Raw genomic sequence first — 18,226 nt, 5'->3', positions numbered from 1 at the left:
GAGGAAAGCTTCACTCACCTATCAAACCCTTATTTTACAAGCGCTATAAACGATTTCAATTTTCCAGCTGCATGAACATATGCTCTCGCCGATGCTTCCAATACGTCTTGCGCAACACCAAAACCTGATACTTGATGCGTTCCTTCTTTTAATTCAACATGAACATGAGCAAGTGCGTCTTGACCTTGTGTAATAGATTGTATGCGATAATCTGCCAATTCACATTCTAATCCTAAAATTCTTTGAATCGCATTGTATATCGCTTCAATACTACCAGAACCAGTGGCTGCATCTTCATATACATTTCCTTCCTCATCCTTCAGCACAACTGTTGCGCATTGTGTACTATTTGATACGAAATGCACTTGTAATTGCGTAATGTTATATTGCTGGGCTGCAAATGCTGCTTCACCAAGCATAATTGCGCGTAAATCTTCCTCAGTAATTTCCTTTTTACGATCCGCCAATTTTTTAAATGCTTCGAATGCCGCATCTCGCTCTTCATTTGTAAATTCATAACCAAGCTCTTTCATTTTTTCCGTAAACGCATGACGGCCAGAATGTTTCCCAAGTACAAAGAGATTTTGAGATTCTCCTATAAGCGCTGGTTCGATAATTTCATAAGTTGTTACTTCTTTTAGAACCCCATCTTGGTGGATGCCTGATTCATGAGCAAATGCATTCGCTCCAACGATTGCTTTATTTTTCGGTACAACCATACCCGTTAACCTGCTTACTAATGTACTCGTTGCCTTAATCTCTTTTAAAGTCATCGAAGGTTCTGCTTTATAAAAATCTTTTCTAATATGAAGAGCAACCGCAACTTCTTCTAACGCTGCATTCCCTGCTCTTTCTCCAATGCCATTAATCGTTCCTTCTACTTGCAATGCTCCGCCTTCAACCGCAGCTAACGAATTTGCTACTGCCATACCAAGATCGTCGTGACAATGACAAGAAAAAATCGCTTTTTCATATGATGGAACGGATTCTTGTAAGTATCTAAAAAGAGAATAATATTCTTCCGGATTCGTATATCCAACTGTATCCGGAATATTAATTACATTCGCTCCTGCGCGAATCGCAGTTTCTACTGCTTCAGCTAAAAATGCTCTCGATGTTCTTGTCGCATCTTCTGCAGAAAATTGTACTGTCGGAAATAATGATTTCCCAAGCGTAACCGAACGATGAATACTATTTAACACATCTTCTTTTGACATACAAAGTTTATATTTCATATGAATATCACTCGTAGCTAAAAATACATGTAAACGAGGAGATACGGCACCTTTCACAGCTTCATATGCTCTTCGAATATCACTTTCTTTCGCTCTAGCTAAACTCATAACTGTAGCATTTTGAATGGTATTTGCGATGCGCTTTACCGATTGAAAATCGCCTTCGGAAGCTGCTGCAAAACCAGCTTCCATTACATGAATACCAAGTCTCTCTAATTGCCTTGCAATTTGCAATTTCTCTTGTTCATTTAAATTTACTCCTGGTGATTGTTCGCCATCACGTAGCGTCGTATCCATGAACAAAATCTGCTTCATATTATTTCATCCCTACCTTTACTCGTGGCTGTACGAAAGGCATCATTTCACGTAATTTACGTCCAACTACTTCGATTTCATGTTCATTTTCTTTCTCATTTGTCGCATGGAAATTCGGTCTTCCTGCTTTATGCTCTGCAATCCAACCTCTTGCAAATGTACCATCTTGAATTTCTGCTAGCACTGTACCCATCGCTTTCTTCGTATCTTCCGTTACAACACGTGGTCCTGATACGAAGTCGCCCCACTGCGCTGTATCTGAAACTGAATATCTCATATTTTCAAGCCCACCTTCATACATAAGGTCAACAATAAGTTTCAGTTCATGTAAACATTCAAAATATGCAAGTTCCGGCTGATATCCAGCATCAACTAACGTTTCAAATCCAGCTTTTACTAACGCAGTTACTCCGCCGCAAAGTACAGCTTGCTCTCCAAATAAATCTGTTTCCGTTTCTTCTTTAAATGTTGTTTCTAATACACCAGCTCTCGTCGCTCCAATTCCATCGGCATAAGAAAGTGCCTTTTCAGTCGCAACTCCTGTTGCATCTTGGTATACTGCAAATAATGCTGGAACAGCACCGCCCTCACTAAATGTACGGCGCACTAAATGTCCTGGACCTTTTGGTGCTACTAGAAATACATCTACATTCGCTGGTGGTTTCATTTGATCAAAGTGAACATTAAATCCGTGTGCAAAAACGAGAGAATTTCCTGCCTTTAAATTTGGAGCAATTTCCGCCTCATATACTTCCGGTTGCAGTTCATCCGGTAGTAAAATCATTACTACATCAGCCTGCTTTGCTGCTTCTGCTACTGTATATACAGAAAATGCATCTTCTTTCGCTTTATCCCAAGACTTACCTTTTCTTAAACCTACTACTACATCAAATCCGTTATCACGTAAGTTTTGTGCATGCGCATGACCTTGTGAGCCGTATCCGATGATCGCAACTTTCTTTTCTTTTAATACATTTACCGTTACATCTTTTTCATAATATACTTTTGCCATTTTCATTTCCCCCTATATTTAAATGATTATTGAATTAACATAACTTGCTTATCTTGCTTTTTCATACTACGTGTAAATGCTGTTACACCTGTTCTAGCAATTTCTTTCAAACCGTATGGACGAAGTAATTCAATTAACGCTTCTACCTTCTCCTGCGTACCTGTTACTTGCACAACTATGGAATCCTTCCCAACATCTATTACAGCGGCTCGAAATGGCTCAATTAAACTATATAATTCTGCTCTTGCTACAGACGTTGCGACTTTAATAAGTGCCAATTCTCTAGCAATCATTGCTTCTTCTGTAATATCTGATACTTTCAAAACATCAATTTGTTTATGAAGTTGTTTAATTAACTGCTCCACTTGCTGTTCATTTTCAACGTGTACAACAATCGTCATCCGCGATATGTCCGATGATTCCGTATGACCTACTGAAATACTTTCAATATTAAAATGTCTTCGTGTCATAACACCTGTAATTCGGTTTAACACACCACTTTGATTTCGAACTGTTGCTGTAACAATTCTCTTCACCTTTTTTCCACTCCCTCCATTTGGTGAACACCTTTCCCTGGCGCAACCATCGGCATTACCTTTTCTGATTGAAGTACACGGCAATCAATTACGACTGGCTCTTGTAATTCAATCGCATGCTGTATTTGCTTCTTTGCAAGAAGTGGATCATCTATGCGAACTCCTTTTATGCCATACGCATTCGCAAGAGCGACGAAATCTGGTTGACACGACAGTAAAGAGTGCGAATATCTTTGATTATAAAATTCATCTTGCCATTGTCTTACCATTCCTAAAGCTTCATTATTTAAAATAAACACTTTAACAGGTAAGGAATGTTCTTTTAAGACACTTAATTCTTGCAGGGTCATTTGAAATCCAGCGTCACCGACAATTGCAATAACTAGTTCCTCAGGCTTTGCAATTTGCGCCCCAATTGCTGCTGGAAATCCGAAGCCCATCGTTCCTAATCCGCCTGAAGTTACCCATTTATCTGGATTTTTCAGCGGATAATATTGTGCGGCCCACATTTGATGTTGCCCAACATCTGTTGTTACAATCGCTTCTCCTTTCGTAAGTTCATATAACATATCAATTGCGTATTGAGGTTTAATACTTTCAGAATTTCGTTTGTAAGAGAGTGGATATTTTTCTTTTCTACCCTTTAATAAAATGAGCCATTCATGATGATTTTCTTTCTTCCCTTCTGATTGAAGTAATACTTTCAAAGCTCGCTTAGCACTTGCAACAATAGGAATTTCAGTCGGCACATTTTTTCCGATTTCTGCTGGATCAATATCGATATGTGCAACAGTCGCCTCTTTAGCAAAATAAGCTAAATTCCCAGTAAGACGATCATCAAATCTCGCACCAATATTGATCAGTAAGTCGCATTCATATAGCGCCATATTGGCTGTGTAAGAACCATGCATTCCTCCCATCCCTAGAAATAGTCCATCATCTGGCGGAAAACCACCAAGACCAAGTAACGTATGCACTACAGGAATTTCATATTTACGAGCAAAACTTGTTAATTCTTTCGAAGCTTTTGCATGCAATACACCTGCTCCAGCTAAAATTAACGGTTTTTTTGAAATCTCAATTGCTTGTAATAATTTGTTTATTTGGAGTAGATTCGGTTCATAATTAGGGTTGTACCCTGGTAAATCCATTTGCACGTCACTACATCGTTCCCCTTGTTCTACTACCATATCTTTCGGAAGATCAATTACGACTGGACCTGGTCTTCCTGTTCTAGCGATATGAAATGCTTCTTTAATAATTCGAGGTAAATCCGAGGCCTTTCGCACTTGATAATTATGTTTTGTCACTGGCATCGTAAGCCCCATAATATCCGCTTCTTGGAAAGCATCACTTCCAATTAACGTTGTTGCTACTTGCCCTGTAAATACAACAAGTGGCAATGAATCAATCATCGCATCAGCTAGACCAGTAATAACATTTGTAGCACCAGGCCCGCTTGTTGCAATTACAACCCCTGGATTTCCAGTAATTCTTGCATACCCTTCAGCTGCATGAATGGCCCCCTGCTCATGCCTTGTTAAAATATGCGGAATTTCACAGTCATAAAGCGCATCATAAAGAGGTAAAACGGCACCACCCGGATAACCGAAAATCACTTCTACGCCTTCCTTTTCTAGCGCTTCTAACAATAGCTGTGCACCAGTTGCCAGTTTCTCTTCCGTTTTTGAAGACATTGTTCTTATAAGCCCCCTTTTAAAAAAAATTTATAAATAAAAAAAATCCTACGTCCACACTCCAGCTATGTGCTGAAGGGACGAAAGATTTCGCGGTACCACCCTTCTTCGCAAGAATACTCTTGCCTCAGTGACCCATAAATGAGTCTAGCTAATAACGGAGCTACCGTCTAAGCCTAACCAAATGCTTCAGCTTAGCACTCAAGGGCGATGTTCGTCGACGTGAACCATCGGTTTCCAGCAACCACCGACTCTCTGTGAGGCTTCACAATCAACTACTCCTCCCTATCAACGCTTTCTCATTTCATAAAGAGTTATTATCCAACTTTATTTTCTTCGTAAATTTTCTCTCCATCTTCTACAACTAATTTACGGAATTCTTCTAGTAAACGATTCGTATGTAGTCCCGTTTTTCCTAAACCAATCGTCCTACCATCTACTGTCGTAACAGCAATAACTTCAGCAGCTGTTCCTGTTAAAAATACTTCATCAGCTACATATACATCGTGTCTTGTAAATAACTCTTCTCTTACGTCATACCCAAGTTTTTCGCCGATTTCTAAAATTGCGTTTCGTGTAATACCTTCTAACGCTCCAGCAGAACTTGGTGGTGTAATTAATTTATTTCCTTTTACAATAAATACGTTATCTCCTGAACCTTCAGCTACGTATCCTTGATCATTTAACATAAGTGCTTCTTGTACTCCAGCTAATTTCGCTTCAATACGAACTAAAATATTGTTTAAATAATTTAAAGATTTTACTTGAGGTGATAAAACATCTGGTCGATTTCGGCGCGTTGCAACTGTTACAACTGGAATCCCCTTTTCATAATATTCTTGTGGGAATAAAGATAGTTGTTCTGCAATTACTACTACATTCGGTGTCTTACAAGAATCAGGATCTAATCCAAGATTTCCTGCTCCTCTCGATACAACAAGGCGAATGTATCCATTAGATAATTTATTTTGTCGAATCGTCTCAACAACAATATTCGTTACTTCATCTAACGAATATGGAATTTCTAACATGATGGATTTCGCTGATTCATATAACCGGACAAGATGCTCTCTCAAACGGAAAACATTACCGCTATAAACTCTAATGCCTTCAAACACTCCATCGCCATATAAATAGCCATGATCATATACTGAAACTTTTGCTTCGTCTTTTGGAACAAATTCTCCATTTAAGAAAATCCATTGTTCGTTCACTGGAAAGCGCCTCCTATGTTCTATGAATTTTTTATTGTTTCCTAGTTTACTCTCCTTTCTAAATAAATCAAGTAAATTTTTAGAAAATTTTTAATTTTTAATCGTACGTACATCTTTAATCATATTGATTTAACAACATTGTTAACGTTTACAAAAAGTCAAAAAATTTTTTTCGCCAATTTCCACTAAAAAAAATATTTGTTTAAAAGAAGGATTTTCTCTAAGAGGTACGAATCTATTGTATTCAATAAACGGACGTCCGATTTTATAAATTCGGGAATATATAACGACTTTTGCTGAAAAAGGGGGAAAATAAAAAAATTAGTGCTGTGTAAAAATAACATTCATATTTTTCATTTCGAAATCATAATCCTATTTTTAAAAAACAATTTGTCAAAATGAAGGAGGAAATAAATATGGCGTGTGTACAAATTAAAGGAACGAGACAAGAGGTAGTTGAAATGCTACAACTATTTGATCTAATGGATACGAAAGGTTTTTGTAAATTCGATAATTATGTAGAGGTAGAACCGAATAACAAAGAACATAATAATTTTATCGCTTCAATCGATATTCAATCTAATCCTTCTTCCGCACAGGATACATTAAACGATCAATTCGTTAGTCAAATGCTTACTGGTGTTTATAACGACTAAACAAATATATGCTTCCTACCATCTTTTCATAAATATATGCTATAGACTTGAGCATACTAGCAACTAGATGGTAGGAGGTGAGAATTATGGCTAGAATTGGCGTTGAAAACTCATTAACAGATGTTCAACAAGCTCTTCAGCAACAAGGACATGAAGTCGTTACACTTAACTCAGAAAATGATGCACAAGGCTGCGATTGTTGTGTTGTAACTGGGCAAGATTCTAATGTGATGGGGATTGCAGATACATCAATAAAAGGATCGGTAATTACAGCTCATGGTTTAACAACAGATGAAATTTGTCAGCAAGTTGAGAACCGTATTTAAAAGTCATTTCTCATTATGGTATAACACACAAAAGAAAGAGGACTCCTTTTAAAAAAGGAGTCCTCTTTTTTATATTCACCTAACGGGAAAGTAACATATACTGGATGAAAGCCCTACCTCTCTCTCATCATTACGGTTCCAATGACCGCTCCTTGATTCACTAGTATACATATATGGCTTACAAATACAATTTATAGGGTTTGTTCACAAAAGTTGTTGATAAAATTACCCGATCTTTCGCAAACTTTTCGTATTGTATTCATAAGAGATATTTACTTTACACTAGCTGTAACCGAGACACGAATTAAAATTTTAACACCAATACAGTAACTTGTCAATATTTTTTACAAATTAAAAACAGACAGTAACGGTTTGTCTGTTTTAGAATGGAGCTTTTTCTTTTATTACATATACAACAAAGCCGCTTACTAACATAAATAAGCCAACTACTAAGTTTTTAATATTAATCATACATTCCTCTCCCTTATTCCACACATCTTATTATATATTTACATTTCAATTATTCCGCTCATCCTAAAGCGCACTTTTTCTAATATATCACAATTCCTAAAAATTGCAAGTTCACTTTTGACGACCATTCACAAATTTATCTACAGTACTTGGTACAGTGTTTAAAGCTTTTTCAATTAAATGTGTACTACTGTTAAGATGCAATACTTGTACTCCGTTAGAACCAACTACTAAAAAAGCAACGGGACTAATGGAAACCCCAGCCCCACTTCCGCCTCCAAATGGATGCCCTGGCTTATTCTCTTTATGCTGACCTTGTCCACCATTATGTTTTTCAGTAATGAAATCCCCTTTAAAGTCACTTCCACCAGCTCCAAAACCAAACGCCACTTGAGATACTGTTAATACTACATTTCCGTCAGCTGTCGAAACCGGACTTCCAACAATCGTATTTACATCTACCATCTCTTTTAAATTTGTCATTGCTGTTTTCATTAAATTTTCAATTGGATGTTCCATTATGTACTGCACCCTTTCCTCATTATTCCTTTTTATACTTTCCAAAATAGAGGAAGTCATACTAACTTTTCCTATTTCAAAAAAACAATTTTCTTCTACATGGATATTACTCCCTGCCTATCCTCGGATAAAAAAGAAAAAGAGATACATACTACTATTGAACCTTGTTATGAAAGGAGTCATGACTTTGACTGAGAAATTTGATGATTACAAAAAAAGAGATAGAATAGATAGTGATTATAGTGACTATAAAGAAGAATATGCAGCTGAAGTTGCACCACAGCGCATTGATTATGATTATGATTACGATAAGAAAGAAGATAAAGATGATGTAAGATCGTCTGCCGCTGGATCAACTGCCGGTTTTATCGCTCTTGCCTTATCTATATTATCACTCTTCACCTTCCCAACACTATTTGGCCTTGTTTCTGTGTTACTAGGAATTTACGCTTATAATCGCGGAGCTACTGTAACTGGTGGTATCGCTGCCATTGTTGGTGGAATTGCTGCACTCATCGCGATTTTATTCCGTGTAGCACTTATCGGTTTATTGTTCTCCCTTTTTTAAAAAGAAAAAGGTATCTCGCTTTATGCGAGATACCTTATCCTGTAAATACATCTTCTGATGGATATTTTATTTTTTGTTTTGCTGGGCGTGCTAAAGAAAACACAAGTGTTAGCGGTCCAATTAATCCACAAAACATAACAAACATAATAATACATTTTCCAAATGCTGATAGCTTCGCAGTAATCCCCATCGTTAATCCAACTGTGCCAAATGCTGAAATTGTCTCAAATAGTAGCTGAATAAAGCTAAAGTCTTCTGTAAGCATTAATACAAATACTGCTGTAAAAATAAGTATTTGACTGGCAACGACAATTGCTAACGCTCTCGTTACTGTCGACATTTTAATTGTACGCTGAAATAAAACAATTTCCTCCTTCTTTCTAAAGAAAGAAAGGACAGATGTAATTAAAATAACAAACGTCGTTAATTTAATACCTCCACCCGTTGATACACTTCCTGCACCGATAAACATTAAAACCATCGTAAATAATATAGATGATTCTTCCATCCCTCCATAGTCAACTGTATTAAAACCAGCTGTACGAGGTGTAATACCTTGAAAGAAAGACGCCCATAACTTTTCATTTAAAGATAAATCCCCTAACGTCTTCACATTATTATATTCCAATACAAAAATCACAATCATTGCTATAACATTTAGCGCTACTGTTCCAATAATCATTATTTTTGAGTGAAGTGATAATTTTCGAAAACTACGACTATACCATATATCAATTAATACGGTAAAACCGAGTCCTCCTATTACAATTAAGGAACAAATTCCAATATTAATAATAGGGTCTCCTACATACCTTGTTAAATTATCTGGCCAAAGAGCAAACCCCGCATTATTATAGGAAGCAATTACATGGAAAATACTATAGTATAAACCTTTCCCAAAACCAAACTCTGGAATAAAGCGAAATGATAAAAAGATGACTCCAATGAATTCAATACAAATAGAAAAAATAAAGACACGTTTTACTAATTTTACAAGACCACCTATATTTGTTTGATTAAATGCTTCTCCAATTAATAATCGATGGCGTAAGCCAATTTTTTTACCTAGTACCCAAACAATTAAAATGGCAATTGTCATAAGACCTAAACCACCTGTTTGAATTAGAAACATAATAACAATTTCACCAAACATCGTAAACGTACTTGCAGTATCTACTACTCCTAAACCCGTTACAGTCGCTGCCGACGTTGCTGTAAAAAAAGCATCTACCCAACTAATATGTACTTTCGTTGCGAATGGTAACTTTAATAACAAACCTCCGGCCACAATTAAGCAGAAAAAACCTAATGCTAATATTTGTGGTGGGTTTAATTGTATAAAACGATTATACAAACTTTGTCTTTTTGTTACTTTCATATCACTAACTCCCTTTATTAAGTGAAGCTTCTATCCTCTCATAAATACAGGTTTTTAAGAACCTACAAGTAGCGGGATAAACCTTATATTCTCATAACATAGTTGAGCATAATCCTTTTTTTCATAGATTTCAACTTTTATTTATATTCGAACTTTATTTCATTTTATGACAGAAAAACTTTCTATTAGCTTTCTCTTAACTCTACAACTCTTGCAACAATAATTTTATATGTACTATTTTTCAAATCCCCATACCTTTCACTCTATGTTCACATGGGGGTCACATCTATCTTTTATAGTATATGTATCGAAGCTGTTCCTCCCTAATTTAAGACATTCCCCAGTGTCTTTGAATAGCTTCCATCCCTAATTAAATTGACATAAATTGTCCCCTTCCTTTGACCATCTTTTATACGATGGTCTTATTTTTTTGTCTTTCTATCCTTTTTTAAACTCCCTCTCTCTTTCACTCTATGTTCACACGAAGGTCACATCTATCTTTTATAGTATATGTATCGAAGCTGTTCCTCCCTAATTTAAGACATTCCCCAGTGTCTTTGAATAGCTTCCATCCCTAATTAAATTGACATAAATTGTCCCCTTCCTTTGACCATCTTTTATACGATGGTCTTATTTTTTTGTCTTTCTATCCTTTTTTAAACTCCCTCTCTCTTTCACTCTATGTTCACACGAGGGTCACATCTATCTTTTATAGTATATGTATCGAAGCTGTTCCTCCCTAATTTAAGACATTCCCCAGTGTCTCTGAATAGCTTCCATCCCTAATTAAATTGACATAAATTGTCCCCTTTCTTTGACCATCCTATGTGATGGTCTATTTTATTTTCTGAAATTTATTCTTTCTATATACTACAGGAAAATCAGACTATTCATATAAAAACAAATAAAACCCTGCAAAATATTCAGAAAATATTGTCAAAACAGGGATTTTTTCGGTACAATTCATTTAGAAAGTAATTGTACAAAAACAAGGGGGATTTTATTGAAGCAAACAAAAGCGATCTTACTTGCATTGTTTCTTGGTCTAATTGTTGGACTCACTTTAAATTTAGCTGCACCATCTATTTTTGAACCTTTAAATCAATATGTGTTTAACCCAATTGGCCAACTGTTTATTCGACTCATTAAAATGCTAGTTGTTCCTGTTGTATTCATTTCCATCGTACTAGGGGCTGCTGGTCTTGGAGATCCGAAACAACTTGGAAGAATCGGTTTAAAATCAATTTCATTCTTTCTCGTAACAACAGCAGTTGCTATCTCTATTGCAGTGACATTTGCACTTATCATCAAACTAGGAACTGGCGGTAACTTTAAAACAGACGGGCTTACGTATGAAGGTGCAAAAACTGAAACATCTTTCGTCGATACATTGCTGAATATTGTGCCAGATAATCCAGCTAAAGCGATGGCTGATGGTAACATGTTACAAATTATTGCCTTTGCTGCATTAATCGGACTCGGTTTAGCTGTTTTAGGAAAACGAGTTCAAGGTATCCATTCATTACTTGAACAGGGCAACGAATTAATGATGTATCTTGTTAATCTCGTTATGAAATTAGCCCCAATTGGAACATTTGGTTTGCTTGCTTCATCCGTTGGTAAAATGGGGCTTGCAGGCGTCGCTACGATGTTCAAGTATATGATAGTACTCATTATTCACGGTGTCTTCATATATGGCGGCTTATTAAAGATATTAGCAAAAGAAAGTATTATTCGTTTCTTTAAACATTTCGGACCAGTAATGGCAATTGGATTTAGTACATCTAGCTCTAATGCATCTCTTCCATTCGCAATGAAAACGGCACAAGAAAAACTTGGAGTTCCAAAAGCGATAAGCTCCTTTGTACAACCACTAGGTGCAACGATTAATATGGATGGCACTGCCATTATGCAAGGTGTGGCAACTGTATTTATCGCTCAAGTGTACGGAGTTGAACTTACATTAGCACAATTAGCCATGGTCGTATTAACTGCTGTACTAGCTAGTATCGGCACTGCTGGTGTACCAGGTGTTGGACTTGTAATGCTTACAATGGTTTTAAATCAAGTAAACCTACCAGTAGAAGGTATTGCTTTAATTATCGGTATTGATCGCATCCTAGATATGTCTAGAACAGCTGTAAATATTTCCGGTGATGCAATTTGCGCAATGATTGTCGCAAAATCAGAAGAAAAATATAATACAGATCAATCGGCAGCATCTTAAATCAAAAAAGGAGTGAAATGATTCACTCCTTTTTTGATTTACTTCCTTTTTTTGAACGATATTCTTTCCCTTTATTATCGTTACCAGTTTCGAATTCAGTACTAAATTCCTGATTAAACTTTCCTGATTTTGGTGAACCTTGATTCGCGCTTCCTTTACTACCATTACGATTGGTCATATTTCTCCCTCCTTCCATTATTAGTAGTATGGCGCTCTATCTTTTTTCATACACATTTTATTTTTATAAGCTATTACACAAGAAAGAAGACCTTCCACATATAAGGAAGGTCTTCTTTTCCACTAGGTAAACGTTTTCTCGTTTGTAATTAATTAAATAAGTTTTTGGGAAATAGAAATCATTACATTCATTTCATCTTCTGAAAGTGCGGAAAATCTTTCTTGTAAGTATCGTTTTTTCGCCTCTTCCATTTTCGCAACTAAATCTTTCCCTTGTTCTGTAATCTCTAAATATACAACTCGGCGATCTGATGTAGAACGTGAACGGGTTACGAAACCTTTATTAATTAATTTTTCTGTAACAGCTGTAATATGACTATTCGACACATTTAACTCATTAGCGACACGTGATACCATTTCTTTATTTGTACGATTCAATATTCTAAGGACGATGAACTCATTCCACGGTATGTAACCACCAAATATTTTTCCAATGTCATTACGCAACGTGCGAAACATCGCAAAAACATTTGTCGATAGTTCTTCCATTAATTGTTCTCTATTTTGAGACAACTTTGACAGCCCCTTTTATTTCATTTAGTTAAATAAAAACCTTATTAATAATTTTACATGAAATCTTACTTTTTGTCACCTTATTTTCCCATAATTCGTAGTTTTTTAATATGCATTTCGTGATACAATGAACTTGATTTTCCAGAAAAAGGAGTTTAAGTAGTGAGTGAGGAAGACAAATTTTCTAATCTCAGTCTAAAAGATAGGACTATCGTTATTAGTTTTGTTGTTTTTATTCTCATTACATTTTTTACATTTATATTTTTTGTATATGTAGGAATCTTTCAAATTACGGGTATAGAATACTCTTCACGAACAGCTATACTACTCTTTTTTTACTTATTCTTTTATTAGATGGTATTACATATTTTATATTCATTTTCTTTAAATCGCTCCTACAGCCAATGATGACAAGTATGCCAAATTGGCTCTCAATTGCTCTTCTCTCCATTATTGAAATTACACTAGATTGGTTCGTCATTCATACTGCCGACGACTGGATAGAGAGCGTACAAATGTCCAACATAGCTGAACTATGTGTCGCACTATTCCTTTACACACTAAATATATTATTTAGTGATAAGAAAGAGTAAGAATACAAGCTTTTCTATATAAAAATTGGTACAATAAAAGCAAATCATACTAAAGAGGTGTTAATTATGAACTTACAACAATGGGCTGATAAAGGTATGTCCTTTGATACATATGTAAATGAAATGAAAGTAAACCAATATGAGCTATTACATATTTACAATAACTTTTTAATTCCAAATGAATTACTCCCAGTTTTAGAAGAACGCCAAAATGATGGCTGGCGTGTTATCGTATTAACAGCCGACTGGTGCGGAGATGCTCTTTTATGCGTACCTGTTATGAAACGAATTTCTGAAGTTGCAAATATTGATATGAGCTTATTAATTCGTGATGAAAACTTAGAATTAATGGATCAATACTTAACAAATGGAACAGCACGTGCAATTCCAATCTTTATTTTCATTGATAAAGACGGAAATGAACAAGCTGTCTTTGGACCACGCGCTCCAAAAGTACAAGAATTAGTAACTTCAATGCGCGCTACATTGCCTGAAAAAGAAGATCCAACATTCGAAGAAAAACAGAAAGAAATGTATGCTAATTTCCGTGCTACATTAGCTGATGATACTTCTCTTTGGGAACATGTAATGGAAAGTATGATTGAAAAAATAGTAAAATAAAAAAACTGCCGAAATCGGCAGTTTTTTTTGCAAAATCATAATCTTTTTTTCTGAGAATATGCAACATCTACGCACTCTGCTAAACGCTCCATCTCACCCATATATACCGCACGCGTCATCCAGCCAGTCAACTTGTACATAATCTTATATATAAAGTTCTTCGGTTCAAATTCTACGATTAAAGTAAGCGATGTACCTTCTTCATCCTCTTCTAACATATAAGTTGCAGCAGTATAACCTTGTTTCATTTCACATCCAACTGATACGATATACGGTTCATCATACTCTAAAATTTCCGCCTCAAATTCATATATTTTCTTCCCCATTTTTTGCACAGATATATATTTATCACCTTCACGAGGTTTTTCAACATCTATATTTGAAGGATACCTATTTTCTACCATAAAGGTACTCCATTCTAGTATTTTCTCGTCATTATGTACATAATCAAACACAACATCAATTGGTGCCGGAATTACTATCTCTATTGCAAAACTCACTAAACTGCTCCTCTCAAATACCCTATAAATTTTCTCTATATTAATGTAACAAAATCATTATGTCATATTTTACATAGTGAAATACAAGTAAATGAGAGCAAAAACTTTATTTTCTCCTGCTATAAAAGAAATACCCTATAGAGTAGACTTTTTCAAGCGTCTAATCTATAGAGTATTTCTGGTGATTTCTTCTTACATAATGAAGAAGAAATAGAATACCGCAGCTAAAATGAAACGATAGTAAGCAAACGGTGTTAGTTTTACACGTGCTAATAATTTTAAGAATGAAACAATTGCAAACATCGCAACAACAAATGCTGTAATAAATCCTGTTGCAAATAACGGTATATCAGCCGTACTTAATATATCCCAACTTTTAATTAAATCTAAACCACTTGCAGCCACCATCATTGGAACTGCTAAAATGAACGTATATTCAGCTGCTGCTGTATGAGACACGCGAGCTAATAAACCACCACTTATTGTTGATCCAGAACGAGAGAACCCTGGCCAAAGCGCTAAACATTGGAACATTCCAATTGTAAATGCTTGTTTATATGTGATTTCATCTAACGTTCTTGCTGTACTTGGTTTTGAAAACTTCTCAGCAACAATCATTAAAATACCACCAGCTATTAAACTAATGACAACTGGTCCTGGACCAAATAAAACTTTTTTAATTGTACTATGGAATAATACGCCAAGTATGCCAGCAGGAATCATCCCAATAATAATATGTAATAAATTCAACGACGGTCCGTCTGTTACTTTACCTATGCCAACTAAAGACCATAAACGCTTCCAAAATATAACAACAACTGCTAAAATCGATCCCAATTGAATAACAACTTCGAAAACTTTCGCTCTCTCGTCGTCAAATCCAAGTAAATGACCTGTTAAAATCATATGTCCTGTTGATGAAACTGGTAAAAATTCTGTTAAACCTTCAACAGCACCCATGATTATTCCAATTAACCAATCAGCCACGAGTAGTGCCTCCTTAATAACGAATATGTAATTTTTTCACACCTTATCATAATACCTTATCCCTTTTCAATGTGCATCCTTTTTTTATTGCTTATATATATACTGGTGCGTATTTCTTTTTTATTTTTTGATTAAATTGTATGATAGGAAGGATTGTTTTTTTATCGGAAAGGGGATTTTATGAAAGAAACTACTTCATTCTCACAAAAGCTAAAACACTTTGTATTACTATTCTTCCCGATTTTCGTAACCCAAATGTCATTATTTGCAATGAGCTTTTTTGATACGACAATGTCCGGACATGCCAGTCCAATTGATTTAGCAGGTGTGGCTATCGGAACGAGTATATGGCTCCCAGTTAGTACAGGATTAATAGGGGTTTTAATGGCTACTACTCCTATTGTTGCCCAACTCATTGGATCCAAGAAAAAAGAGGATGTTCCTCACGTTGTCATACAAGCAGTTTATTTAGCAGTTTGCGCTAGCTTCGTTGTTATCCTTATTGGCTTCTTCGTTGTTCCACCTATTTTAAATGGCATGCGATTAGAAGAACCTGTTGAACGTATTGCAGCACAATTTTTAAGTATTATCGCGATTGGAGTTATCCCATTATTTACTTATACTGTTTTGCGTGGATTTATTGATGCATTAGGAAAAACTCGAACAACGATGATCATTACATTACTATCATTACCGATTAACGTAGTATTAAATTATGTATTAATTTTTGGGAACTTTGGTTTCCCTAAACTCGGTGGTGTCGGTGCAGCAATTGCTTCTGCAGCAACCTATTGGTGCATTTTAATTATTACCGTCATTATTATTCGTACGAAAGAGCCATTCGCATCTTTTAATATTTTTAAACAGTTATATCGTCCTTCTCTTTCGAGTTGGAAATCATTTTTAAAACTTGGCGTCCCTATCGGATTTGCTATCTTTTTTGAAACGAGTATTTTCGCTGCAGTTACACTAATGATGAGTAACTTTAGTACGACAACAATTGCAGCGCATCAAGCAGCTATGAACTTCGCTTCCTTGTTATATATGACTCCTTTAAGTTTAGCAATGGCAATGACGATAGCAGTTGGATTTGAAGTTGGAGCAAAACGATATGATAACGCAAAACAATATGGATTTATCGGCATTGGATTAGCCCTTGCTTTCGCTCTTTTCTATTCGATTCTTCTTTATTTCTTTGATGATGAAATTGCATCTATTTATACGACAGATGCAAATGTTCACCATTTAGCAAAAGAGTTCCTTATATTTGCGATTTTATTTCAAATTTCAGATGCAATTGCAACTCCTGTACAAGGAGCACTACGTGGTTACAAAGACGTAAATGTTGCGTTAATTATGACATTAGTCGCTTATTGGGTAATCGGTCTCCCTCTCGGTTACATATTAGCAACGTACACTGACTGGGCAGCAAAAGGATATTGGATTGGTCTTATTATCGGTCTAGCATTTGGTGCTAGCTTCCTTCTAATCCGTCTCTTCCAAGTTCAAAGAAAATATACAACACAAAACAGCCGCTAACGCTAGAGCGGCTGTTTTCTTTATGCATATTTTTTCTTGTAACGTATAACATAATGAAAAAGAAAGGTGGATACATATCATATGGACGAAAAAGAAACAGATCAATCATTCGATGAAGAATTCGCCCCTGAAATCTCACCTGGATACCAGCAAGATATACATAAACCACCTAAATATAAAAACGCTTCGTTTTTAATGGGTATTACTATTTTCGCTGCTGTATTACTCGTACTCATTATTTTCGTCTATTTTTAAGGAAAGGTGACATATTATATGAAGAAACAAGGTTCAAATCACTCAAAAAGAACTGTGAAAACGGAAAAAGGATATGTAGGCGATTCTGTTTATACACAGAAACAAGTGGAGCAAGGAAATGTATACATTGCTCAAAAAGAACTTGGTCAACAAAATGAAAATCTTTAACCCCCTCTACTCCTCAAGGGGGCTTTTTATCCCGCTATTTGTGGACAGTAAGAGTGAACACCTTACTGATTAAAGTTTCACTTTATTGTACGTACTGCTTTTGTTCGAGCACCCTAAATATATTATTAACCTTTACAACTTTCACGTCATAATTTACTTTCATTTCACTTCTCTTACCATTTTCAGTACCCGCAACATACGCTACAGCATGATAGAGAAAACTCTCATCCGTCACTTCACGTATCTCCTCGTTTGTAAATTTATACTCTAAATCTCGAAAACAATTTGGATAATAATTTTGTATTAATTGTTCATATCCCCTACTTACAAATATCTCTTCGCCTTTTCGCTTCACATCTTCTTTATTATGAAACTCAAACACTGATAATTGTGCTGTCACAAAGTGCTCTCCTACCTGTTTCATTTCTTTATGAGTTAAAGTTTCTATACTTTTATTCTTTAATTCCTTATTTAACTCGTACTGATCTATCGATTTAAAGGTAGCGAAAACCGCCTCTTTATATGACCAAAACAAACCAAAAGCGATACATATAGAAATGATTACTATTCTTTTCTTCACCATACACCCCATCCCTATTCATAATGTTAGTTACATATTAACATATAGAATGAAAATTCTGATATTATAAAATGTAATA

Annotated in this window: 21 protein-coding genes, 2 pseudogenes and 1 other annotated feature; of the genes and pseudogenes, 9 read left to right on the top strand and 14 right to left on the bottom strand. The window is 35.6% G+C overall.

The genetic code is table 11. From position 1 onward, the window contains the following. Positions 1–29: 29 nt before the first annotated feature. From leuA to MHH42_RS06955, 6 genes and pseudogenes are all read right to left on the bottom strand, one after another. A complete protein-coding gene (gene leuA, locus MHH42_RS06980) occupies positions 30–1,550 on the bottom strand; it encodes a 2-isopropylmalate synthase (protein WP_097837983.1) in 1,521 nt (506 codons plus the stop codon). 1 nt (position 1,551) lies between these two features. Next, positions 1,552–2,562, bottom strand: a complete 1,011-nt coding sequence (gene ilvC / locus MHH42_RS06975; protein WP_340893046.1) for a ketol-acid reductoisomerase — start codon at positions 2,560–2,562, stop codon at positions 1,552–1,554. A gap of 26 nt (positions 2,563–2,588) precedes the next feature. Next, positions 2,589–3,098: an acetolactate synthase small subunit gene (ilvN, locus tag MHH42_RS06970; RefSeq protein ID WP_000822948.1), complete on the bottom strand. Its 510-nt coding sequence runs from the start codon at positions 3,096–3,098 to the stop codon at positions 2,589–2,591. Continuing rightward, positions 3,095–4,795, bottom strand: a complete 1,701-nt coding sequence (ilvB, locus tag MHH42_RS06965; RefSeq protein ID WP_000095848.1) for an acetolactate synthase large subunit — start codon at positions 4,793–4,795, stop codon at positions 3,095–3,097. The genes ilvN and ilvB overlap by 4 nt, the downstream gene beginning before the upstream one ends. Positions 4,796–4,868: 73 nt before the next feature. After that, positions 4,869–5,096: a binding site (T-box leader), on the bottom strand. A gap of 16 nt (positions 5,097–5,112) precedes the next feature. Continuing rightward, entirely contained in the window at positions 5,113–6,009 is an 897-nt protein-coding gene (gene ilvE, locus MHH42_RS06960) for a branched-chain-amino-acid transaminase (protein WP_001005499.1), read from the bottom strand. A 141-nt stretch (positions 6,010–6,150) separates the two neighbouring features. Then, a pseudogene (locus MHH42_RS06955) lies at positions 6,151–6,366 on the bottom strand (hypothetical protein). Positions 6,367–6,425: 59 nt separating this feature from the next. Between MHH42_RS06955 and MHH42_RS06950 the strand changes: the two are divergent. Beyond that, on the top strand, positions 6,426–6,665 hold the full coding sequence (locus MHH42_RS06950; protein ID WP_000752506.1) for a DUF3911 family protein: 240 nt from the start codon (positions 6,426–6,428) through the stop codon (positions 6,663–6,665). Between the two features lie 86 nt (positions 6,666–6,751). Further along, a complete protein-coding gene (locus MHH42_RS06945) occupies positions 6,752–6,991 on the top strand; it encodes a YkuS family protein (RefSeq protein WP_000101014.1) in 240 nt (79 codons plus the stop codon). 381 nt (positions 6,992–7,372) lie between these two features. Here the strand turns inward: MHH42_RS06945 and MHH42_RS06940 are convergent, their stop codons facing one another. Both MHH42_RS06940 and ytfJ read right to left on the bottom strand, forming a co-directional pair. Further along, positions 7,373–7,462: a hypothetical protein gene (locus tag MHH42_RS06940; RefSeq protein ID WP_000608227.1), complete on the bottom strand. Its 90-nt coding sequence runs from the start codon at positions 7,460–7,462 to the stop codon at positions 7,373–7,375. Between the two features lie 111 nt (positions 7,463–7,573). Continuing rightward, a complete protein-coding gene (ytfJ, locus tag MHH42_RS06935) occupies positions 7,574–8,041 on the bottom strand; it encodes a GerW family sporulation protein (RefSeq protein ID WP_002038268.1) in 468 nt (155 codons plus the stop codon). A 127-nt stretch (positions 8,042–8,168) separates the two neighbouring features. Between ytfJ and MHH42_RS06930 the strand changes: the two genes are divergently transcribed. Continuing rightward, on the top strand, positions 8,169–8,549 hold the full coding sequence (locus tag MHH42_RS06930) for an imidazole glycerol phosphate synthase (protein WP_445286050.1): 381 nt from the start codon (positions 8,169–8,171) through the stop codon (positions 8,547–8,549). A 34-nt stretch (positions 8,550–8,583) separates the two neighbouring features. Here MHH42_RS06930 and MHH42_RS06925 read toward each other — a convergent pair whose 3' ends face one another. Beyond that, a complete protein-coding gene (locus MHH42_RS06925) occupies positions 8,584–9,927 on the bottom strand; it encodes a TrkH family potassium uptake protein (RefSeq protein ID WP_340893043.1) in 1,344 nt (447 codons plus the stop codon). Between the two features lie 1,003 nt (positions 9,928–10,930). On the opposite strand from MHH42_RS06925, the gene MHH42_RS06920 reads away from it, so the two are divergent. Continuing rightward, positions 10,931–12,154 (top strand): dicarboxylate/amino acid:cation symporter, encoded by a 1,224-nt coding sequence (locus MHH42_RS06920; protein WP_070172910.1) that lies wholly within the window; start codon positions 10,931–10,933, stop codon positions 12,152–12,154. A gap of 22 nt (positions 12,155–12,176) precedes the next feature. On the opposite strand, the gene MHH42_RS06915 is transcribed toward MHH42_RS06920, so the two are convergent. Together MHH42_RS06915 and MHH42_RS06910 are read right to left on the bottom strand one after the other, a co-directional pair. Beyond that, the gene (locus MHH42_RS06915; RefSeq protein ID WP_000184925.1) at positions 12,177–12,332 is read right to left on the bottom strand and encodes a hypothetical protein; all 156 of its coding nucleotides are present in this window, start codon (positions 12,330–12,332) and stop codon (positions 12,177–12,179) included. Between the two features lie 152 nt (positions 12,333–12,484). Beyond that, positions 12,485–12,904 carry a MarR family winged helix-turn-helix transcriptional regulator gene (locus tag MHH42_RS06910; protein WP_000081437.1) on the bottom strand — a complete coding sequence of 140 codons (420 nt, stop codon included), beginning with the start codon at positions 12,902–12,904 and terminating at the stop codon, positions 12,485–12,487. A 162-nt stretch (positions 12,905–13,066) separates the two neighbouring features. On the opposite strand from MHH42_RS06910, the pseudogene MHH42_RS06900 reads away from it, so the two are divergent. Both MHH42_RS06900 and MHH42_RS06895 read left to right on the top strand, forming a co-directional pair. Further along, positions 13,067–13,497: pseudogene (locus MHH42_RS06900) on the top strand (regulatory YrvL family protein). A gap of 33 nt (positions 13,498–13,530) precedes the next feature. Beyond that, complete coding sequence (locus MHH42_RS06895) at positions 13,531–14,118, top strand: thioredoxin family protein (protein ID WP_073990710.1); 588 nt, start codon at positions 13,531–13,533, stop codon at positions 14,116–14,118. 35 nt (positions 14,119–14,153) lie between these two features. On the opposite strand, the gene MHH42_RS06890 is transcribed toward MHH42_RS06895, so the two are convergent. Together MHH42_RS06890 and uppP are read right to left on the bottom strand one after the other, a co-directional pair. Then, positions 14,154–14,618 (bottom strand): SRPBCC family protein, encoded by a 465-nt coding sequence (locus tag MHH42_RS06890; RefSeq protein ID WP_000006430.1) that lies wholly within the window; start codon positions 14,616–14,618, stop codon positions 14,154–14,156. A gap of 192 nt (positions 14,619–14,810) precedes the next feature. Then, positions 14,811–15,605, bottom strand: coding sequence for a bacitracin resistance undecaprenyl-diphosphatase (gene uppP, locus MHH42_RS06885; RefSeq protein ID WP_070172908.1), 795 nt, complete (start codon positions 15,603–15,605; stop codon positions 14,811–14,813). 180 nt (positions 15,606–15,785) lie between these two features. Here uppP and MHH42_RS06880 point away from each other — a divergent pair, with 180 nt between their 5' ends. From MHH42_RS06880 to MHH42_RS06870, 3 genes are all read left to right on the top strand, one after another. Beyond that, positions 15,786–17,144, top strand: a complete 1,359-nt coding sequence (locus tag MHH42_RS06880) for an MATE family efflux transporter (RefSeq protein WP_340893039.1) — start codon at positions 15,786–15,788, stop codon at positions 17,142–17,144. Between the two features lie 81 nt (positions 17,145–17,225). Next, positions 17,226–17,399, top strand: coding sequence for a hypothetical protein (locus MHH42_RS06875; protein ID WP_000343564.1), 174 nt, complete (start codon positions 17,226–17,228; stop codon positions 17,397–17,399). An 18-nt stretch (positions 17,400–17,417) separates the two neighbouring features. Next, positions 17,418–17,567, top strand: coding sequence for a hypothetical protein (locus MHH42_RS06870; RefSeq protein ID WP_070172907.1), 150 nt, complete (start codon positions 17,418–17,420; stop codon positions 17,565–17,567). 82 nt (positions 17,568–17,649) lie between these two features. On the opposite strand, the gene MHH42_RS06865 is transcribed toward MHH42_RS06870, so the two are convergent. Beyond that, positions 17,650–18,159 (bottom strand): biotin transporter BioY, encoded by a 510-nt coding sequence (locus tag MHH42_RS06865; RefSeq protein WP_070172906.1) that lies wholly within the window; start codon positions 18,157–18,159, stop codon positions 17,650–17,652. Positions 18,160–18,226 lie beyond the last annotated feature (67 nt).

Source organism: Bacillus sp. FSL L8-0099, assembly GCF_038006385.1.
Taxonomy (GTDB): Bacteria; Bacillota; Bacilli; order Bacillales; family Bacillaceae_G; genus Bacillus_A; species Bacillus_A toyonensis.
This window is presented reverse-complemented; position numbering and strand designations above follow the sequence as displayed.

Coding starts and splice junctions, on each gene's coding strand:
- MHH42_RS06870 (WP_070172907.1), top strand. CDS start 17,418: ATGAAGAAACAAGGTTCAAATCACTCAAAAAGAACTGTGAAAACGGAA.
- ilvB (WP_000095848.1), bottom strand. CDS start 4,795: ATGTCTTCAAAAACGGAAGAGAAACTGGCAACTGGTGCACAGCTATTG.
- MHH42_RS06945 (WP_000101014.1), top strand. CDS start 6,752: ATGGCTAGAATTGGCGTTGAAAACTCATTAACAGATGTTCAACAAGCT.
- MHH42_RS06950 (WP_000752506.1), top strand. CDS start 6,426: ATGGCGTGTGTACAAATTAAAGGAACGAGACAAGAGGTAGTTGAAATG.
- ytfJ (WP_002038268.1), bottom strand. CDS start 8,041: ATGACTTCCTCTATTTTGGAAAGTATAAAAAGGAATAATGAGGAAAGG.
- MHH42_RS06915 (WP_000184925.1), bottom strand. CDS start 12,332: ATGACCAATCGTAATGGTAGTAAAGGAAGCGCGAATCAAGGTTCACCA.
- MHH42_RS06940 (WP_000608227.1), bottom strand. CDS start 7,462: ATGATTAATATTAAAAACTTAGTAGTTGGCTTATTTATGTTAGTAAGC.
- MHH42_RS06880 (WP_340893039.1), top strand. CDS start 15,786: ATGAAAGAAACTACTTCATTCTCACAAAAGCTAAAACACTTTGTATTA.
- MHH42_RS06865 (WP_070172906.1), bottom strand. CDS start 18,159: ATGGGGTGTATGGTGAAGAAAAGAATAGTAATCATTTCTATATGTATC.
- MHH42_RS06875 (WP_000343564.1), top strand. CDS start 17,226: ATGGACGAAAAAGAAACAGATCAATCATTCGATGAAGAATTCGCCCCT.
- MHH42_RS06925 (WP_340893043.1), bottom strand. CDS start 9,927: ATGAAAGTAACAAAAAGACAAAGTTTGTATAATCGTTTTATACAATTA.
- ilvC (WP_340893046.1), bottom strand. CDS start 2,562: ATGGCAAAAGTATATTATGAAAAAGATGTAACGGTAAATGTATTAAAA.
- leuA (WP_097837983.1), bottom strand. CDS start 1,550: ATGAAGCAGATTTTGTTCATGGATACGACGCTACGTGATGGCGAACAA.